General features: G+C 67.8%; 12 protein-coding genes. 6 read left to right on the top strand and 6 right to left on the bottom strand.

Translation table 11 applies throughout. The features are described from left to right. Positions 1-35: 35 nt before the first annotated feature. Entirely contained in the window at positions 36-1,262 is a 1,227-nt protein-coding gene (locus RJ1_RS01745) for a glycosyltransferase family 87 protein (RefSeq protein WP_073358174.1), read from the bottom strand. A 137-nt stretch (positions 1,263-1,399) separates the two neighbouring features. On the opposite strand from RJ1_RS01745, the gene RJ1_RS01740 reads away from it, so the two are divergent. Both RJ1_RS01740 and RJ1_RS47480 read left to right on the top strand, forming a co-directional pair. Further along, entirely contained in the window at positions 1,400-1,993 is a 594-nt protein-coding gene (locus RJ1_RS01740) for a PadR family transcriptional regulator (RefSeq protein ID WP_073358173.1), read from the top strand. Between the two features lie 28 nt (positions 1,994-2,021). Continuing rightward, positions 2,022-2,147 (top strand): hypothetical protein, encoded by a 126-nt coding sequence (locus tag RJ1_RS47480; protein ID WP_255284864.1) that lies wholly within the window; start codon positions 2,022-2,024, stop codon positions 2,145-2,147. A 721-nt stretch (positions 2,148-2,868) separates the two neighbouring features. Here the strand turns inward: RJ1_RS47480 and RJ1_RS01730 are convergent. The 5 genes from RJ1_RS01730 to RJ1_RS01710 form a co-directional block, all read right to left on the bottom strand. After that, positions 2,869-3,981, bottom strand: coding sequence for a phosphotransferase family protein (locus RJ1_RS01730; protein ID WP_073358172.1), 1,113 nt, complete (start codon positions 3,979-3,981; stop codon positions 2,869-2,871). Between the two features lie 73 nt (positions 3,982-4,054). Continuing rightward, entirely contained in the window at positions 4,055-4,963 is a 909-nt protein-coding gene (locus RJ1_RS01725) for a DUF7064 domain-containing protein (RefSeq protein WP_073358171.1), read from the bottom strand. Positions 4,964-5,194: 231 nt separating this feature from the next. Continuing rightward, positions 5,195-6,460, bottom strand: a complete 1,266-nt coding sequence (locus tag RJ1_RS01720; RefSeq protein WP_073358170.1) for a helix-turn-helix domain-containing protein — start codon at positions 6,458-6,460, stop codon at positions 5,195-5,197. A 396-nt stretch (positions 6,461-6,856) separates the two neighbouring features. After that, positions 6,857-7,627, bottom strand: coding sequence for a histidine utilization transcriptional repressor HutC (gene hutC, locus RJ1_RS01715; RefSeq protein ID WP_073358169.1), 771 nt, complete (start codon positions 7,625-7,627; stop codon positions 6,857-6,859). Positions 7,628-7,722: 95 nt separating this feature from the next. Next, a complete protein-coding gene (locus tag RJ1_RS01710; protein ID WP_073358168.1) occupies positions 7,723-12,402 on the bottom strand; it encodes an NAD-glutamate dehydrogenase in 4,680 nt (1,559 codons plus the stop codon). A gap of 226 nt (positions 12,403-12,628) precedes the next feature. On the opposite strand from RJ1_RS01710, the gene RJ1_RS01705 reads away from it, so the two are divergent. The 4 genes from RJ1_RS01705 to hutG are packed head-to-tail and all read left to right on the top strand — an operon-like array spanning position 12,629 to position 18,031. Continuing rightward, a complete protein-coding gene (locus RJ1_RS01705) occupies positions 12,629-14,065 on the top strand; it encodes a purine-cytosine permease family protein (RefSeq protein ID WP_073358167.1) in 1,437 nt (478 codons plus the stop codon). Between the two features lie 59 nt (positions 14,066-14,124). Beyond that, entirely contained in the window at positions 14,125-15,801 is a 1,677-nt protein-coding gene (gene hutU, locus RJ1_RS01700) for a urocanate hydratase (protein WP_073358166.1), read from the top strand. Positions 15,802-15,848: 47 nt separating this feature from the next. Next, positions 15,849-17,072 carry an imidazolonepropionase gene (hutI, locus tag RJ1_RS01695; protein WP_073358351.1) on the top strand — a complete coding sequence of 408 codons (1,224 nt, stop codon included), beginning with the start codon at positions 15,849-15,851 and terminating at the stop codon, positions 17,070-17,072. Then, the gene (hutG, locus tag RJ1_RS01690; protein WP_073358165.1) at positions 17,069-18,031 is read left to right on the top strand and encodes a formimidoylglutamase; all 963 of its coding nucleotides are present in this window, start codon (positions 17,069-17,071) and stop codon (positions 18,029-18,031) included. Before hutI ends, hutG begins: the two co-directional genes overlap by 4 nt. Position 18,032 lies beyond the last annotated feature (1 nt).

The raw sequence follows: 18,032 nt of genomic DNA, 5'->3' as shown, positions 1-18,032 counted from the left end.
AAGGTACATTCGCCCGCTGTCGGTAACGCTGAGCCTCAGCTGCGGGCGGGCTCCAGTGCATCTGCGTCCGCGGGCACGTCGTCCGTCGCCGCGTCCGGGAGCGGGGTGCGGGACCGGGCGGCCACCACGGCCGCTCCGAGCAGGACCAGCGCGATGAGGCACTGCGAGCTGCCGATCACCTCGCGGACGGCCGCCTCCACCCAGCCGGACGACGAGGACTGCAGGACGAAGTTCGGGCCGATCAGGAAGATCACGGTCGCGGCGCCGATCAGCGGTCGCCAGCTGCGGTACTGCGGGGCGATCAGGATCGGGACCAGCAGGATGCTGTACGCCCAGTGGTGGGTGACGGCGAACGGAGCGGCGAGCAGGGATGCCAGGGCCACGATCGACAGCGCGATCAGATGCTCACCCGAGCGGGTGAACCGGTACGCCGCCCAGGCCGCGGCGGAGCCGATGACGGCCGCGCTGAGGACCCACAGGACGCTGGCCAGCCGACCTTCCGCCCCGAGCCGGGCGATGACGCCGGTGACGGCCTGGTTGCGGAAGAAGTCGGGCGCACCCGCGCGGCCGGTGGCGAAGAACTCGGTGGTCCAGAACCACACGGACGACTGCGGCAGCAGCCAGAAGCCGAGACCGACGGTGACCAGGATCGTGGTGAGCGACCGTCCGATCGACCGGAAGTCGCGGCGGACGAGCAGGATCAGCAGAAACGCTGCGGGAGTGATCTTGACGGCCGCGGCGAGGCCGATCGTGATTCCGCGGAACCGTTGCGGGATCACACCGGTGCAGTCGGCGACCACGAGCGCCATGAGGATGATGTTGATCTGACCGAAGTCGAAGTTCGAGCGCATCGGTTCGAGGAGCAGCACCGGCCCCATCGACAGCAGAGCGAGGAGTTCGGGGCGTCCGACGTCGAGTTTCGACAGCGCGACCTTCAGCATCCACCACACGAGCCCGAGGTTGAGGGCGCACCACAACGCCTGCAGGACCGCGGGGTCGATCTCCGCCATCGGAGCGAAGAGGATCGCCGCGAAGGGTGCGTAGATGAATCTGAATCCGGAACTGCTCGGGAAGTCCGCGGAGTAGAGCGGCAGGCCACTGAGGAAGGCGTGCCCGGCGTCGCGGAAGACGGAGAGATCCATCAGGTAGCCCGTCGCCGCATCGAACTCTCGGTAGGCCACCACCCCCACGGAGAGGACGCCCACGAGGAGCGCGACGGCGTGGAGACGATAAGCCCTGAACTTCGATTCACTCTGTAACAAGAATTTGTTCTTTCATGATCGGCGTCGTGGTCAACGATCCACCGTAGCGGGCCGTGACCCAATCGTGACAAAGGCGAGGTCGTGACGCCCGAACCACGAAGTTCGTCATAGTTTATTTAGACTGATATATTTCGACTATGCCGGCGCGCGTTCTCGACAATCCGCTCGTCCTGCCGGTGCTCGGCCTGCTCCTCGAATCGCCGATGCACCCGTACCAGCTGGAGGTCACGCTGCGCGACCGCAGCGAGGAGGGACAGTGGCCGCTCAATCGGGGTTCACTGAACAATGTCGTCGCGGCTCTCGCGGCGGCCGGCTGGATCGAGGAACACGAACGTGCGCAACGGGAAGGGCGGCCGGCCCGCACCGTCTACGCCCTCACCGACACCGGCCGCTCGGAACTCGCGCACCGTCTCGACGTCCAGATCCGCAGTGCCGCACGAGAGTTCTCACCGTTCTTCGCGGCGATCAGCTACCTCGGCGCGCTGGGACGGGAGGGTGCGGTCGACGCGCTGACCGAACGCGCCGAACGACTCACCGCGAGAATCGAATCCGACCGAGAACGTCTCGCCCGCGCGCTCGACGACGGGGTGCCCGCGTTGTTCGTCGTCGAAGCGGATTACGCCCTCCATGCCGCGCGCAGCGAACTCGCCTGGATCGCGTCGACGATCGCCGACATCCACGCGGGCCGCCTCACCTGGCCCGCCCTGCAGACGAAGGACATGCAGCCCTGAGCCTGTTGTTCGGTATCCACCGGGCAGCGTGCTGGACGACGACATCGGCGGCTTCGCCTCCGGACCACCGGAGGACCCCGCGGCGATCTCGGCAGCGATCGACGACCTCCGCGGCGGCGCGCCGCAGTTCCTCATCCGAATGTATGCCCGTTGAGTACCTGTGAACCGGGAAGACCAGCGGCGACGTCGGTCAACCACCGCGGCACTGGGCCGGAGAGGGAACCGGCGCTGCGGTGGTGAGTATGGGTCCGTGGCCGGTGAGCGTCATCCACAGGACATGGGCCCTTCCGGGCCGCGAGCCTGCCCGGGCCCTCGCGGCGGGGCGCCGTGCCCGCGCACCTGTTCGCCTCCCAACTCCAACATGGGGTGATTCCGCGGCTGGGGTGGTCCGGTTCCGACGACGCGGTGCTGTGCCACCAGTGCGACTTCGCCGGCGGTCCCAATCCCACACCATTTTCGCCGGGGCACCGACGTCGTCACCCGCACCGAATACACTTGCGGCCGACGGAATCTCGCCAACCCCCGGCCGATGTCCACGAACCTGCCGGCCGCACCCGCGCCATCGCCGCCGCCATTCGCTCCGGTGTGGCGAACCACGACGACGCCGACGGCATCGAGTCCGGGATTCGCGACGCTGAGGCAGCGGGTCTGCCACTCACCTTGTGGTAGCCGTGGTTCACGCCACCCTTTATGGCCGGAGCCTGCCGGAGACAATCCTTCGGGGGTGTTTGTGCGGTCGCATGGCTGGCGGCTGTGGTTGTCGCCGACGTTCGCCGAGCACCGGATGCAGTGTGCATCGCCGTCGAACCGACTGCGGCAGCGTCACCGGAAACCGGTGACGGGCATCATCGTGCTGGTCCACGTGTGGCGCCCGCTCAGCGGTGGCCGATGTAGTTGGCCTCCGCACCTTCGGGGGCTGGAAGGTCGAACAAACGCGCCAGGACCTGGCTGGCAGGGTTGTTCGCCGGCATCGCGCTGTCTTCGGGCAGGGCTCCGCCCGAAATCATCAGACGGCCGATCCGAGCCATGATGATCGCGAGGCGGTAGGCGGCGAATCGTTCGTAGTAGTCGACATCTGCCGCACTGCGGCCCGTGAGCTCGCGATACCGCGCGATCACGGCGTCGCGGGTCGGAAGCCCTTTCAGCAGCGGAACCCCGATGCCTTCCGAGTAGTACCGCACGAAAAGAACGAACCACCCGAGGTCCAGCTGAGGGCTGGCGATGGTCGCCATTTCCCAATCGAGGACCGCCGCTACGGAGTGGTCAGCGCCGAAGATGATGTTCCCCAGCCGGGCGTCGCCCCAACAAAGCACCAGCTCATCGTCGTCGGGACGGTGCTCCTCGAGCCACTCGTATGCCGCCTCGATGTTGGCGATCCGCCCGGACTCTGCCGTCCAGTCGTAGAACTGGCGCCACTCGGCGAGCTGGTGCGCGATCCCGGGCTCGCGGAGCTCACTGTTGTGCAAGAACTCGACCCCGAGGACTTTTGGGTCGGCGTCGTGGAGCTCGGCCAGTGCGCCCAGCGCGTTGTCGAAGAGGCGTCCTCGGTCAGCAGGCGGGAGATCCACAACCCAGCCCTCGGAAACGAATGGCGGATCGTCGCCCGGGACCCGACCATCGACGCGGTCCATCACAAGGAACGGGCCACCCAGCAGCGCCGGATCGTCTTCGAGCCAGCGAACCCGGGGCACCGGGACCGCGGTGTGCTCGGCAACTGCCGTGAGTAGCGCGAATTCTGCCGCCAGGTCGGGCTCCCGGAAGATCCCGGGGGCGGCGGGGGTGACTCGGGCCACAAGATCGAGCTCGCGGCGGCTCCCCTCCGCGTCGTAGCTGACCGAGAACAAGATGGTGGTCATCGACATTCCGGCCGCGGCTGGGATCGAGATCGCCGGGATCTCGATGTTCGACGCGCCGTCGAGCTTTGTCGACAACCAATGCGTCAGGGTTGTCCTGGTCGCGGTCTCATCCAAGTGGTTGAGCACAGCCATGGTGTGGTCCTTTGGTTCGTGCCGCGGCAACGGCGCCGCGGGGAGGGTCAGGGCGTCGCCACGACGCCCCGGATTACTTGGCGGTGATGTGCGCGATGTAGTCGGGCGGCCAGAGGAAGTCGAGGTAGGCGGTGCCCGGTCGACCGCCGACCTCCCCTCGGACCATCGCTTCGACAAGAGTCGCGTTCGGATCTACGGGGAACGCGATGTCAGAGAACGTCTGGCCGGTCACCGTCGTCTTATGACCCGTCTCGTCGACGACGCGCAGCTCCACCGTTTGCTGGACCCAGCGTTCGTCGTAGGTGACCTCCCAATCTGCGGACTGGACTTCGGACCGGACGCCGTCGCGGTACACGTAACCGGCGAGGTGCCGCTCGCCATAAGCCTGAAGATCGAAGACGTGGACCGCCGTGTCCTCCGCTTGGCTTTCGAGCCACTTGTAGTGCTGCACGGCGCCCCAGTCCCGCGTTCCCCACGAATGGTCGTGGTGGCCGAGTGCCTCGAACGGGATCGACCGATCGTCGATTCGAAGCCGGCCGGATACCCGACCGCTCTGCTCCATACGGTCGTCAGCAAAATACGACGGGCATCCGCTCGGGGCCTCGGAGTAGAGGTACCGCTCGTGCATCGGATGGAATTCGATCTCGACGTCGATCCGATCGCCCGCGAAGCTGACCGCCGTCCCCACATTGCTGGGCTGCATCGAGGCGGACAGCGGACCGACCGTCCACGCGTCGAACCCCTGGTCGGCTGGGACCGGGATACCGTCGGCAATCTCGAAGATGGCCGATCCATCGGGGTTTCCGCCGTAGATCCACGCGGCACAGCCCGCGACGCTCTGCGCGTCGACCCAGGTGTAGACGAGGCCGGCCAGTCCTTGATCGGGCAGTTTGACGTTGTAGAGGAACGACTCTCGCGCCACGGCCTCCGGCCGGAGAGTGTGGCGGACGAAGTGCTCGGTCGACGTGACGGTGGACGCCATGGGTCTCCTCGGTTGGTTCGGGATCGTGTCGCCGGCGACGGCGGAAGCGCCATACCGGCCGGGCCTCGTCCGTGTGACGGGGCCCACTCCATCCTTCACACGCGCTCCGCCGTCGACAATCACTCGCCGAGCTAAGAGACCGCTCGCACGTTGGCGTCGCAGCGGCGTGCCGGCTCGCTCAAGCGGGCACGGACCCGCGCCTTACGCTCAACGGGATAACAATCTTTGTCCCTATGGGCCAGCCAGCGCGTGGTCAATCAGCAGCGCCACCTCGACCTCGGTGCGATGCCGATCAACCGGGTGACCGAGCAGTTCCTCGGTTCGCGCGAGCCGATAGGCGACGGTCTTGGCGTGCACGGACAGCCGTGCGGCCGTCTGCTTCTGGCTGCCTCCGGTCGCAAAGAACACGCGAAGCGTCTCGCGGAGCCTGGCGGTCGACTCGTCGCGCGCGCCGAGGAGCCCGAGGTGCTCGGCGGCGTAGCGACGCGACCGATCGGCGTTTCCGGCGACGAGGACGGCGGCCAACTCGATCTCGCAGTGCTGTGTAACCCCCGTCAGGGGGGTGGGACGCAGTTGCACCGTCCGGAGGGTCTCCAATGCCTGCGCATGAGATCGCCGGAACCCCTGAATCCCTGAAGCAGCGGCCCCCATCCCGACGACGACGCCGTCGGTTGCGACGGTGGCGACAGCGCGCAGCACCTGGGGCGTCGGCGTCACATCCCACCCGAGCCACACGAACCACCGACCGTCCCCGCTCGTGTGCGTGAACGTGCGGACCGGACTGGCTGCGGCGACCAGGTCACCGAGCGCCTCACGAACGTTCGCTGACGCCGCGGCCGGAGCTAGTACGAGCGCCACATGGTAGCCGTGGACGTCGTATGCGAGCTCGTCGGCGGCAGCACGCTCGTCGGCCGCCGAGCCATCGAGAAGGGCAGCCAACGCGGCCTGACGCGTTCGCGGTCCTGCCTGCTGATCACCGCGGTTCGGGTAGAGCTCCCGGTGCCGAGTCACGAGTTGTTCGCAGGCACCGTCGATATAGGCGAAGAGCCGCTTCGACGAGTATCCGAGAACACTCGGGACCAGCGCAGACTCGGTCTCCCGCTGAACGTACGTGGACCAACGCTCCCAGACCGCCGCGTGCCCGGCACGGAAGGCTCGCAACACCGTAGCCAGGTCACCTCCTGCCGAGATCGTGCCCTGGAGGGTCCGAAGAGTCGCCGCCGGCGGCTCGATCGCGGTCGGCACCGCGTCGAATGCGAACATCGAGAGAATCGCTCCAATATTGTGCTCGGTGCTCTCCCCCAAAGCTGCGAGGGAATCAGGAATACCAAGGGGGGCCACCTCGGGCACCGCCTCGACCACGCTTTTCGTCACGTCGGCGGCGATCTCGGAGGTGTGCCTCAACAGCGCCCGTGCCAACCGTTGGACCTCGGTGCCCGCCGCCGCGACCGCGAGTTCTGCCGTGTTGACCACATCCGGCATGGCTTCCGACTGCATGTGGACTTCCTCTCGGGCGGACTGGCACGTGCCTTGGCGACTCGAAGTGCGCGATCGCGCGGCCACCAAGGCGAACCTTTCCCTTCACGGCTCGTCGTGGCAACTAGTGGAACCGAAATCCGCGGCATCGCACACTCTCGAGCGAGCCCGCCGCCGGCCGATTTCGCTTAGCGCGAGATCGTGCACATGCAAGCCACGTTATGGCAAAAGGAGCGAATGCGACCTCCACAAGGCCCGCCCGGGCACATCCACGGCGCGGACTCCGCAAGTCGACAACTGAGCGCCAGCAGGCCACCCCTGTCCTGTCTCGTTGATCGCGCGGCATGGTCAAGTCTGAGCTGCAGTGCCTCAGATGTAGGAGAGGGAAGCCCTCGATCCCGCTCTTCAGGGAACAGGTCAGCCCGTCCCGAACGTCCCCTCGAGACGATTCCGCGAACCGGGATGGACGAGCCGGGCGGCGCTGACGAGTCCCCGCGACGACCACGTGCGACGCCGGATCATCAGGCACGGTTCGGCGCGCTCGATGTGGAGGAGCCGGCATTCCTCGGGTGAGGCGAGGATCGCTTCGACGACGTGCTCGCCCCTCGTCAACGGAGCTTCCACGCTCAGATAATGATTGGGCGTCTGCTGGGTGAAATCCTGATCGAGATACCCGGGGGCCTCGGCGGGATTGACGAACCGGTCTTCGAGCTGGATGGGTGTGTCGTCCTCGTAGTGGATCATCAGGGAGTGGAACACCTTGCCGCGGATGGAATCCCGAATGAAGGCGTTCGCCGGATCGGCGTCTTCCTCACGCACGTACACCACTTCGGTTCGGTGGCGGTGTCCGCGCTGCTGGATCTCGTCCGCGATGTTCTTGACCTCGAACAGCGGCGACGCCGTCTTCGTGGCCGCCACGAACGTGCCCACACCCATCAGACGCACCACGAGACCCTCGGCGCTGAGTTCGCGCAGCGCGCGGTTGATGGTCATCCGGGACAGACCCAGCGCGTTCACCAGCTGATTCTCGGAGGGCAGCTGGTCGCCTTCCTGCCAGCGGCCGGCGTTGATCTGCGACACGATCAGGTGCTTGACGCGTTCGTACGCCGGGGCAGACTCCGTCCCCGGTCCGTTGTACAACGCAGCAAGCTCCGCGTCGACTACTGCGATCTCCACCACTGGCACCATTCCTCTGCGACACCGATGAACTTCCCGTGCAGTCGGCCGTTGCAGTCTATCGGCCGACTGCACGGGTAAGCCGTAATCGCGCAGTGCGCGCGATGTCACCTCACCATGCTGCGCAATTGCCGGGTTGCGACGGAGAGGGCAGCCAGGTCGTGCTCGCCCGATTCCGTGACGGCGTCGAGCGTGTGACGTGCCCGCGCCAGCCGGGCCGCATTGCGGTCTTCCCACTCCCCGATCTTCTGCTCTGCGGTGTCGACGGCTTCACTGCCGGCGATCACGTCGAGGCACAGTGCCCGGACTGTGTCGTACAGCTCGTCGCGCAACGACAACCGGGCCAGCGCGTTCCACCGGGTTCCCCGGCCCAGCTGCGAGACCCCCACCAGGAGGTGCACCAACCCGAGGCACTCCCCGAGCCGGTAGTACACCCGCGCCACCTCGCGGGGATCGCGCTGGGTGACGTCGGCGATCTCGACGATGTCCAGCAGCGCGAACCGATCCAGGAGCAGTTGCACGCGTCCGGCCAGGTCCGCGGGGACACCGCCGGCAACCAGCGCGGCGGTGCGGCTCCGGAGATTCTCCGCGTCCTCGCCGCAGAGCCAGCCCGCGACGTGCGGTGTCAGGTCCGCGACGCGGTCACGGAATCGGCTGATCTCCGCCCCGACCGCGAGCGGCTGGGGCCGCCGGGTCAGCATCCACCGCGACGCCCGGTCGAGCAGCCGGCGGGTGAACAACGTCAGTTCGTCCGACAGGGCGGCGTCGAGCCCGGCGTCCCGGATGTCGTCCCAGAGGGACGGCAGGTCGAACACCGCCGAGACCACCGCGAACGCCCGCACCGCGTCGGCGCTGCTCGCGCCGGCCTCCTCCCCCAGCCGGAAGGCGTAGGTGATGCCGCCGTTGTCGACGACGTCGTTGGTGAGGACCGTCGCGACGATCTCCCGGCGCAGCGGATGGTCGCCGATGGCGTCGCCGAACGATTCCCGGAGCCTGCGCGGGAAGTACCCGGCGAGGGCGTCCGCGAAGGCGGGGCTGTCGGGCAGGTCGCAGGACAGGAGATCCGACTTCAGTGCCAGCTTGACGTGCGCCATCAGCGTCGCGAGTTCGGGCGAGCTGAGTCCGGTCTCGGAGCGTTCCCGGGTCGCGATCTCCTTCCGGGACGGCAGGACCTCGATAGTCCGGTCCACCCCGTGGCGACCTTCGAGGTGCGCGATGAGCCGCCCATGCACCGTGATCGACGTGGCGGCGTCGGCGCGGGCCGTGCCCAGGACGTCGTTCTGGGCGACGTTGTCGGCGAGCACGAGTGCCGCCACCTCCCCGGACATGTCGGCGAGCAGTTCCGCGCGATCGTCCGCGGCGAGGCGGCCACCGCTGACCAGGGCGTCGAGCAGGACCTTGATGTTGACCTCGTGGTCGGAGCAGTCGACGCCGGCGGAGTTGTCGAGAGCGTCGGTGTTGATGCGCCCGCCGGCTCGAGAGAACTCGATGCGGCCCAGTTGGGTGAAGCCGAGGTTGCCGCCCTCACCGACCACGCGGGCGCGGAGGTCGGCGCCGTCGACGCGGACGCCGTCGTTGCCCTTGTCTCCTACGTCCAGGTGGGTTTCGGTGCCCGACTTCACGTACGTTCCGATCCCGCCGTTCCACAGCAGGTCGACCGGCGCCCGCAGGATCGCGCGGACCAGGTCGGGCGGGGACAGTTCGATGGTCCCGGTGCTCAGTCCGAGCGCGCGGCGCGCCTCCGCACTGATCGGCACGCTCTTCCTCGACCTCTCCCACACACCGCCGCCGGCGCTGATCAGGCCGGGTGCGTAGTCCGCCCACGACGACCTCGGCATCGCGAAGAGCCGTTCCCGCTCCGCGAACGATGTGGCGGCGTCGGGATTCGGATCGAGGAATACGTGCCGGTGGTCGAACGCGGCGACGAGCCGGATGTGCGGGCTCGCGAGCATGCCGTTGCCGAACACGTCGCCGCTCATGTCGCCGACCCCGACGGCCGTGAACTCCTCCGACTGGGTGTCGACACCCAGTTCCCGGAAGTGCCGCTTCACGCTCTCCCACGCACCCTTGGCGGTGATGCCGAGCGCCTTGTGGTCGTAGCCGACGGATCCGCCCGACGCGAAGGCGTCACCGAGCCAGAATCCGTAGTGTGCGGCAACGTCGTTCGCGATGTCGGAGAACGTCGCCGTGCCCTTGTCGGCGGCGACGACGAGGTACGTGTCGTCGCCGTCGTGCCGCACCACCCGCGGCGCCGGGATCACGGTTCCGCTCGCGAGATCGACGTTGTCGGTGACGTCCAGCAGTCCGCTGATGAAGCTGCGGTAGCAGCGCACTCCCTCGGCGCGCTGCGCGTCCCGATCCCGCTGCGGGTCGCCGGTGGGGGCGGGCGGACGTGCGACGACGAACCCGCCCTTCGCGCCGACGGGCACGATCACCGAGTTCTTCACCGCCTGCGCCTTCACCAGACCGAGCACTTCGGTGCGGAAGTCCTCCTTGCGGTCGGACCACCGCAGGCCTCCCCGCGCCACGGCGCCGAAGCGCATGTGCACGCCCTCGACCCACGGTGAGTAGACGTAGATCTCGAACCGCGGTCGCGGCTGCGGCAGTTCCGGGATCCGCTGCGGATCGAACTTGAACGACAGGATGTCGCGTTCGCTGCCCCGGTTCACGTAGCGGTTCGTGCGCAACGTCGCGAGGACCACGTTCAGGTACGCGCGCAGGATGCGGTCGGCGTCGAGGCCGAGCACGTCGCCGATCGCCGTTTCCAGCGCGGCGATCACCTCGTCGCACTCCGCCGTGCCGTCCGGGTCGAACCTCGCAGCGAACAGCCGGATCAGTTCCTGCGAGATGGCGGGATGATCACCGAGGACGGTCGCGATGTGGTTCTGGCTGTACGGGAATCCGCCCTGCCGGAGGTAGCGTCCGTATGCCCGCAGCACCTCCACCTCACGCCAGTCCAGGCCCGCACGGAGCACCAGTTCGTTGAAGGTGTCCGTCTCGGCCCGCGACTCCCACGCCGCGGCGAACGTCTCGGTGAAACGTCGTGGCAGCCCGTCGTCCACCGCTCCCGACGCCGCATAGCGAATCCCGAATTCGTACATCCAGCAGACCGTTCCGCGACTGTTCGCGACCGTGTACGGGCGTTCGTCGAGCACCGCGACACCGAGACTCTGCAAGATCGGCAGAACGTCGCTGAGGGAGGCCGGGGCGCCGCCGACGAAGAGGGTGAAGCGCCAGTCGGCCTCGTTCGCCTCGAGCCGTGTTTCGCTCGCGCCGTCCGCCAGCCTCTCGAACACCGCCAGATCCGCATGGGCGCGCCGGGCATCGAAGTCGTGCCGGTACCCCTCGGGGAACTGGTCCGCGTAGTGCGCGAGGAGCTTGCGTTCGACCGCGACGGAATGGCCGCGGAACCGGTCTTCCCACGTCCGGCAGGCTCGGGAGATCCGCTGCTGAATGTCCAGGCGACGCGCGTCGGTCACCTCGGTGCCCGCCGGGACCCGCATCGTGAAGTGCACCATGGCCAGCGGGTACTCGGACACATTGGTGGTGTATTCGACGGCGGTGCCGCCCAGTTCGTCCAGGAGCACCTGCTGAGCCGCCAGACGGGTGCGGGTGTTGTACCGGTCGCGGGGAATGAACACCAGCGCCGACATGCTGTCGCCGACCGCGTCCGCGCGCAGGAACAGATGAATGTGCTCGCGCGCGGTGATGCCCGCAACCTCGGTGAGGGCCGAATGCAGCGAGTCGGGGCTCGCCGCGAACAACTCGGTCAGCGGCAACGCCTGCACGACCTGCAGCACGGCCTGCCCTGAGAATGAGCCGAGGTCGAAGCCGGCCCGGTCGAGCAGGGCCCGCACCCGGCGTCCCGCACCCGGAATGTCCAGGACGTTCTCGTGCCTGCCCGCGGGGGTGAATGCGCCGACGAAGCGGTGCTCGACGCCTCCGGCCCGCACTCCGATCACCGACGGATACGACGAGCGGTGCACCGATACCGGTAGGGCGGCCTGCCCGATCGCGAGGACGGGTCCGGATTCCGTGGCCGGCGGTCGATCGCCCTCCCGGTCGTGGAGTACGCCGAGACTTTCCCGGGGTGCGCCGTCGTCGCCGTATCGCGCGTAACCGAGGACGGTGAAGTTGCCCGCCTCGCACCAGCGCAGGAAATCGGCGGCTTCCCGGAGTTCTTCGGACAGCGGGTCCTGCCCCGACTGCGCGTCGAGGTGATCGGCGACCTGGATCTGGAGTTCACGCATGCGCGCCAGATCCACGTCCACCCGGCGCACGTCGGCGAGGACGGAATCCAACGCCTCGACGAGTGCCGCGACGACGGTGTCCGCGGTGTCGGACCGCAGTCCGACGTGGATCCAGGACTCCGTCGTGCCCGAGTCGGCGGCGGGCAGGAGGTCGGTGAGGTCGCCCGATTCCGAGCGGCGGGCGACGAGCACCGGATGCAGAACCTCGTCGATCGGGGCGCCGACCTTGGCGGCGGTCAGGAGCACCGATTCGACGAGCAGGGCCATGTCGTCGGTGACGATCTGCACGGCGGGCCCGATCCCGCTGGGGTCTGCGGCGTCGATGCCGCGCACCACCGCGGCCCCGGGGATCCGGTGCCGCCCGGACTGCAGATGGGTGTTCGCGATGCGCTCGCGGGCCTCCGGATCTGCGTCGTCCGCGGAGGGATGACCGGCGGTGCGGAGGTAGAGGTCTCGGAAACGCTGACGCGCGTCCTGATCGGAAAACGGCTGTTCATCGCCCTCGAGCGAGTGTGAGGACGTCGAAATTACTCTCATGTCAGTACCTTCCGTCGGAAGCATCGACACTCCCGACTGGTGCAGTGGCGGGCCGGCACGCCTCTCGGCTGGGTCCGTGGAGAACGCTTGACAGGGGGTTGTCTATACAGGACTATACATCTAAGGCGATAAAAAACGTGAGTCAGAGCACACTGGATTCAGGACATGGGACAGAGCACCCGGGACCGACCAGCTGCCGGACTCGTCACAGAGAGACATCAGGCCTATGACACACGAGGGACCTCCCGAGATCAGCCTCGCGCCGGAACGACGCACCATCGACGTCGTCCCGGACGACGAGCGCCACGGATCTCCGCGCAGCCAGTTCACGCTCTGGTTCGGCGCCAACATGCAGATCACCGCGATCGTCGACGGCGCCCTCGCGGTCGTCTTCGGCGCCGACGCGCTGTGGGCCATCGTGGGCCTGCTGATCGGCAATCTCTTCGGCGGCGCCGTGATGGCGCTGCACTCCGCTCAGGGACCTCGCCTCGGACTGCCGCAGATGATTTCGAGCCGAGCGCAGTTCGGTGTTCTGGGTGCCGTGCTCCCGTTGGTTCTCGTCGTCCTGATGTACCTCGGGTTCGCCGCGACCGGCAGCGTACTCGCAGGTCAGGCCGTGAACGAGATCCTCCACATCGACAACCCGACCGTCGGAATCCTGATCTTCGGCGCGATGACCGCATTCGTCGCGGTGACGGGATACAAGCTGATCCACGTCGTCGGCAAGATCGCGACCGTCGTCGGCATCCTCGGCTTCACCTACCTCGCGATCCGGTTGTTCGCCGAGTACGACGTGGCCTCGTTCGTCGGAATCAAGGGCTTCGACATCGTCACGTTCCTCCTCGCGATCTCGCTCGGTGCCGGCTGGCAGCTCACGTTCGGCCCGTACGTCGCGGACTACTCCCGCTACCTGCCGCGCTCGACGAGCGAGCGGACGACCTTCTGGTCGACGTTCGCGGGCAGCGTGATCGGCTCGCAGTGGTCGATGACCTTCGGTGCACTCGTCGCCGCCGTCGCCGGCGACGCGTTCCTCAGCGACCAGGTCGGGTGGATCGGCGGCCTCGCCGGACCGGCGGTGATCGCCCTGATGATCTACCTGGTGATCCTGGTCGGGAAGCTCACGATCAACTGCCTCAACGCCTACGGCGGATTCATGTCGATCCTCACCACGGTGACGGCGTTCAACGGGCAGTCCCGCATCTCGTCGCGGGCCCGCACCCTGTACATCATCGGGTTCGTCGCCGTGTCGATGCTGATCGCGATCGGCGCCAGCGCCGACTTCCTCAACAATTTCAAGAACTTCGTCCTCGTGCTGCTGATGGTGTTCACCCCGTGGAGTGCCATCAACCTGATCGACTACTACCTCATCTCCAAGGAGCGCGTGGACATCCCGGCGCTGTACGACCCGGAGGCCCGCTACGGTCGCTGGAACAAGACGGCGATGATCTGTTACACCGTCGGTGTTCTCGCGCAGATCCCGTTCCTCGCCCAGAAGCTCTACACGGGACCGGTCACGGACATGCTGGGCGGCGCGGACATCTCGTGGATCGTCGGCATCGTCTTCACCGGCGCCATCTACTACCCGCTCGCGCGGCGCAACAGCAACCCGCCTCCGGCCATGATCTATCCCGCGCACACCGCCATGGCGGATTCGCGCCTGTGAATCACGCTGACCCCCAGACTCTTCCCTCTCTCTCGTTCGACCATCAAGGAGTACACGACATGACCACCACGACGCCTCCGGTTTCCGGTCCCCGCCACGTGTCGGCGCCCCGCGGCACCGAACTGACGACACTCGGCTGGCAGCAAGAAGGCGCCCTGCGCATGCTGATGAACAACCTCGACCCCGAGGTCGCCGAGCATCCCGACTCCCTCGTCGTCTACGGCGGCACCGGCAAGGCCGCACGCAGCTGGGAGGCGTTCGACGCGATGGTCCGGACGCTGAAGACGCTGAAGTCGGACGAGACGATGCTGGTGCAGTCCGGCAAGCCGGTCGGTGTCTTCCGCACCAGCGAGTGGGCTCCCCGCGTGCTCCTCGCGAACTCGAACCTGGTGGGCGACTGGGCCAACTGGGAGGAGTTCCGCAAGCTCGACGCACTCGGCCTGATCATGTACGGGCAGATGACGGCCGGGTCGTGGATCTACATCGGCACGCAGGGCATCCTGCAGGGCACGTACGAGACGTTCGGCGCGGTCGGCCGCAAGCGCTTCGGCGGCACGCTCGCCGGCACCATCACCCTGACGGCCGGACTCGGCGGCATGGGCGGCGCCCAGCCCCTGGCCGTGACCATGAACGACGGCGTCGCGATCTGCGTCGACTGCGACGTCACCCGCATCGACCGCCGGATCGCGCACAAGTACCTCGACACCAAGGCCACCGACATCCACGACGCGCTGCGCCTCGCGATCGAGGCGCGCGACGCGAAGCGCCCGCTGTCCATCGGCCTGGAGGGCAACGCCGCGGAGATCTTCCCCGAACTGCTGGCCATGAACGCCCCCATCGACATCGTCACCGACCAGACGTCGGCCCACGACCCGCTGTCGTACCTGCCGCTCGGGATCGATTTCGCCGACATGAAGGCGATGGCCGACAAGGACCCGGTGAAGTTCACCGAGGACTCCCGCGCGTCGATGGCCCGCCACGTCGCCGCGATGGTCGGCTTCCTCGACAAGGGCGCCGAGGTGTTCGACTACGGCAACTCCATCCGCGACGAGGCCCGCAAGGCCGGCTACTACCGCGCGTTCGACTTCCCCGGCTTCGTGCCCGCGTACATCCGCCCGCTGTTCGAGGAGGGCCTCGGCCCGTTCCGCTGGGCCGCGCTGTCGGGCGACCCGAAGGACATCGCCGCCACCGACAAGGCGATCCTCGAACTGTTCCCCGAGAACGAGCACCTGAAGCGCTGGATCACGATGGCTGGCGAGAAAGTGGCGTTCGAGGGTCTGCCCGCCCGCATCTGCTGGCTCGGCTACGGCGAACGGCACAAGGCCGGCCTGAAGTTCAACGAGATGGTGGCGTCCGGTGAGCTGTCCGCACCCGTCGCCATCGGCCGCGACCACCTCGACTCCGGATCGGTAGCGTCCCCGTACCGCGAGACCGAGTCGATGCTCGACGGTTCCGACGCGATCGCCGACTGGCCGCTGCTCAACGCACTGGTCAACACCGCGTCCGGGGCGTCGTGGGTGTCCATCCACCAGGGCGGCGGCGTCGGCATGGGACGCTCCATCCACGCCGGTCAGGTGTGCATCGCGGACGGCACCGACCTGGCCGCCGAGAAGCTCGAGCGGGTCTTGACCAACGATCCGGGAATGGGCGTCATCCGGCACGTCGACGCCGGCTACGACCACGCGATCGACGTCGCCAAGGAGCGCGGCGTGCGCGTGCCGATGTCCGAAGGATGACCGCAGGCCCGAGCGACCGCATTTTCGAACCACTGGAAGGAACAGCAGTGACAGCGAACACCTCCCGCTCCACAGCGCTGACCGGCATCGGCACCCTGGTGACCAACGACCCGACAGTGGGGGAAGGTCCGCTCGGGCTGATCCGCGACGCCGCCGTCGTCTTCGACGGCGGCGTGGTGGCCTGGGTCGGCCGCGCCGACTCGGTACCGGCCGCGGACTTCGGGCACGATCTCGACGGCCGGGCGGTGCTGCCGGGCTTCGTGGAGAGCCACTCGCACCTCGTGTTCGGCGGGGAACGGGCGGAGGAATTCGCGGCTCGGATGGCAGGGCAGCCGTACGCGGCCGGTGGTATCCGCAACACGATCGAGGCCACCCGCAACGCGACCGACGAACAGTTGCAGTCGAATACGCGGCGGCTGCTCGACGAATCCCTGCGGTCGGGCAGCACCACCGTGGAATGCAAGACCGGATACGGGCAGTCGGTCGAACACGAACTGCGCAGCACGAGGATCGCGGCGTCTCTCACCGACGAGGTGACGCTGCTCGCCGCGCACGTTCCGCCGCCGGAGTACGCGGGCCGGGCCGACGACTACGTCGCGATGGTGTGCGCGGAGATGATCGATGCGTGTGCACCGCAGGCGAAGTGGATCGACGTGTTCTGCGAGACCGGTGCGTTCGACCGCGACCAGGCGCACGCCGTTCTCACCGCCGGGATGGCGAAGGGGCTGATCCCCCGAGTCCACGGCAACCAGCTCCGCGAAGGTCCCGGCGTCCAGCTCGCTGTCGAGCTGGGGGCCGCGTCCGTCGACCACGTCTGCTACACCACGCAGGCCGACATCGACGCGCTGGCACAGAGTTCGACCGTCGCCACCCTGCTGCCGGGTGCGGACTTCTCCACCCGGAACAAGTACCCGGACGCCCGCGCCCTGCTCGACGCAGGGGTCACGGTGGCGCTGGGGGCAGACTGCAACCCCGGCACCAGCTACACCACCAGCCTGCCGTTCTGTATCGCGATCGCGGTGCGCGACATGCACATGACGCCCGACGAGGCGATCTGGGCGGCAACGGCTGGCGGCGCCCGCGCGCTGCAACGCGAGGACATCGGCGTCCTCCGTCCCGGCGCGCGGGCCGATGTCCTCGCCCTCGACGCGCCGTCCTACCTACACTTGGCCTACCGACCCGGCGTCCCCCTGGTCAGCGATGTGTGGCGCGGAGGCGAACTCGCTTGGTCCGCGCGCACCATCCACGAGAAGGAAAGGGCCCTGCGATGATGGAGAACCTGCTGATTCCCCCACCCCCCTGGATCGGCAGGGAGGACGGCACGTCGACTCACCACCTCCGCTGGCACCAGGCGGTGACGCCGCTTCACGACGACTCCGAGCCCGGCGCCTGCGTGTTCGTCGGCTTCGCGAGCGACGAGGGCGTGGAGCGGAACAAGGGACGCCGCGGAGCGGCCCGCGGTCCGGACGCGTTGCGGGCCGCGCTGTCCTCGATGGCACTGGCCGAACCGCTCCGCGCGTACGACGCCGGCACCGTCGCGGTCACCGACAACCGTCTCGAAGCGGGGCAGATGGCACTCGGCTCCGTGGTTGCCGCCACCCTCGACGCGGGCCAGTTCCCGGTGGTCCTCGGCGGCGGCCACGAGGTTGCCTTCGGAACCTATCTCGGACTGGCGCAGTCGGCCGTCCGCACACCCACGCGGCGGATCGGGATCCTGAACCTGGACGCCCACTTCGACCTGCGGTCCGATCCGGTTCCGAGTTCGGGCACTCCCTTTCGGCAGATCCTCGAACAAGAGCATGCGGCGGGCACCGCCCTGCAGTACTCCGTGCTCGGCATCAGCCAGCCGAGCAACACCACCGCGCTGTTCGACACCGCACGCGGGTACGACGTGCGGTATCTCCTGGACGACGACTGCTCGGTCTCCGACCGGCACCGCGTGGCCGTCTTCGTCAGCGAGTTCCTCTCGGACGTCGATCTGGTCTACCTCACCATCGACCTGGACGTCCTTCCCGCCGCGGTTGCGCCGGGAGTGAGCGCCCCGGCCGCGTTCGGCGTGCCTGCGGAGACGATCCAATTCGTGTGCGACGCCGTCGCCGCCAGCGGCAAGCTCGCCGTGTGCGATGTGGCCGAACTCAATCCGTCGTTCGACGTCGACAACCGCACCGCCCGCACCGCCGCCCGGTTGATCCATCGGATCGTCACGAAGCGGGTTCCGATCGTCCGCTGAG

This window comes from Rhodococcus jostii NBRC 16295 (genome assembly GCF_001894825.1).
Lineage (GTDB): Bacteria > Actinomycetota > Actinomycetes > Mycobacteriales > Mycobacteriaceae > Rhodococcus_F > Rhodococcus_F jostii.
The sequence above is the reverse complement of the archived record's forward strand: the minus strand, read 5'-3'. Positions and strand labels throughout refer to the sequence as shown.

Excerpts from the sequence above, each read along its gene's own strand:
- RJ1_RS01705 (WP_073358167.1), top strand. The coding sequence starts at position 12,629 with ATGACACACGAGGGACCTCCCGAGATCAGCCTCGCGCCGGAACGACGC.
- RJ1_RS01710 (WP_073358168.1), bottom strand. The coding sequence starts at position 12,402 with ATGAGAGTAATTTCGACGTCCTCACACTCGCTCGAGGGCGATGAACAG.
- RJ1_RS01720 (WP_073358170.1), bottom strand. The coding sequence starts at position 6,460 with ATGCAGTCGGAAGCCATGCCGGATGTGGTCAACACGGCAGAACTCGCG.
- hutU (WP_073358166.1), top strand. The coding sequence starts at position 14,125 with ATGACCACCACGACGCCTCCGGTTTCCGGTCCCCGCCACGTGTCGGCG.
- hutG (WP_073358165.1), top strand. The coding sequence starts at position 17,069 with ATGATGGAGAACCTGCTGATTCCCCCACCCCCCTGGATCGGCAGGGAG.
- RJ1_RS01740 (WP_073358173.1), top strand. The coding sequence starts at position 1,400 with ATGCCGGCGCGCGTTCTCGACAATCCGCTCGTCCTGCCGGTGCTCGGC.
- RJ1_RS01725 (WP_073358171.1), bottom strand. The coding sequence starts at position 4,963 with ATGGCGTCCACCGTCACGTCGACCGAGCACTTCGTCCGCCACACTCTC.
- RJ1_RS01730 (WP_073358172.1), bottom strand. The coding sequence starts at position 3,981 with ATGGCTGTGCTCAACCACTTGGATGAGACCGCGACCAGGACAACCCTG.
- hutC (WP_073358169.1), bottom strand. The coding sequence starts at position 7,627 with ATGGTGCCAGTGGTGGAGATCGCAGTAGTCGACGCGGAGCTTGCTGCG.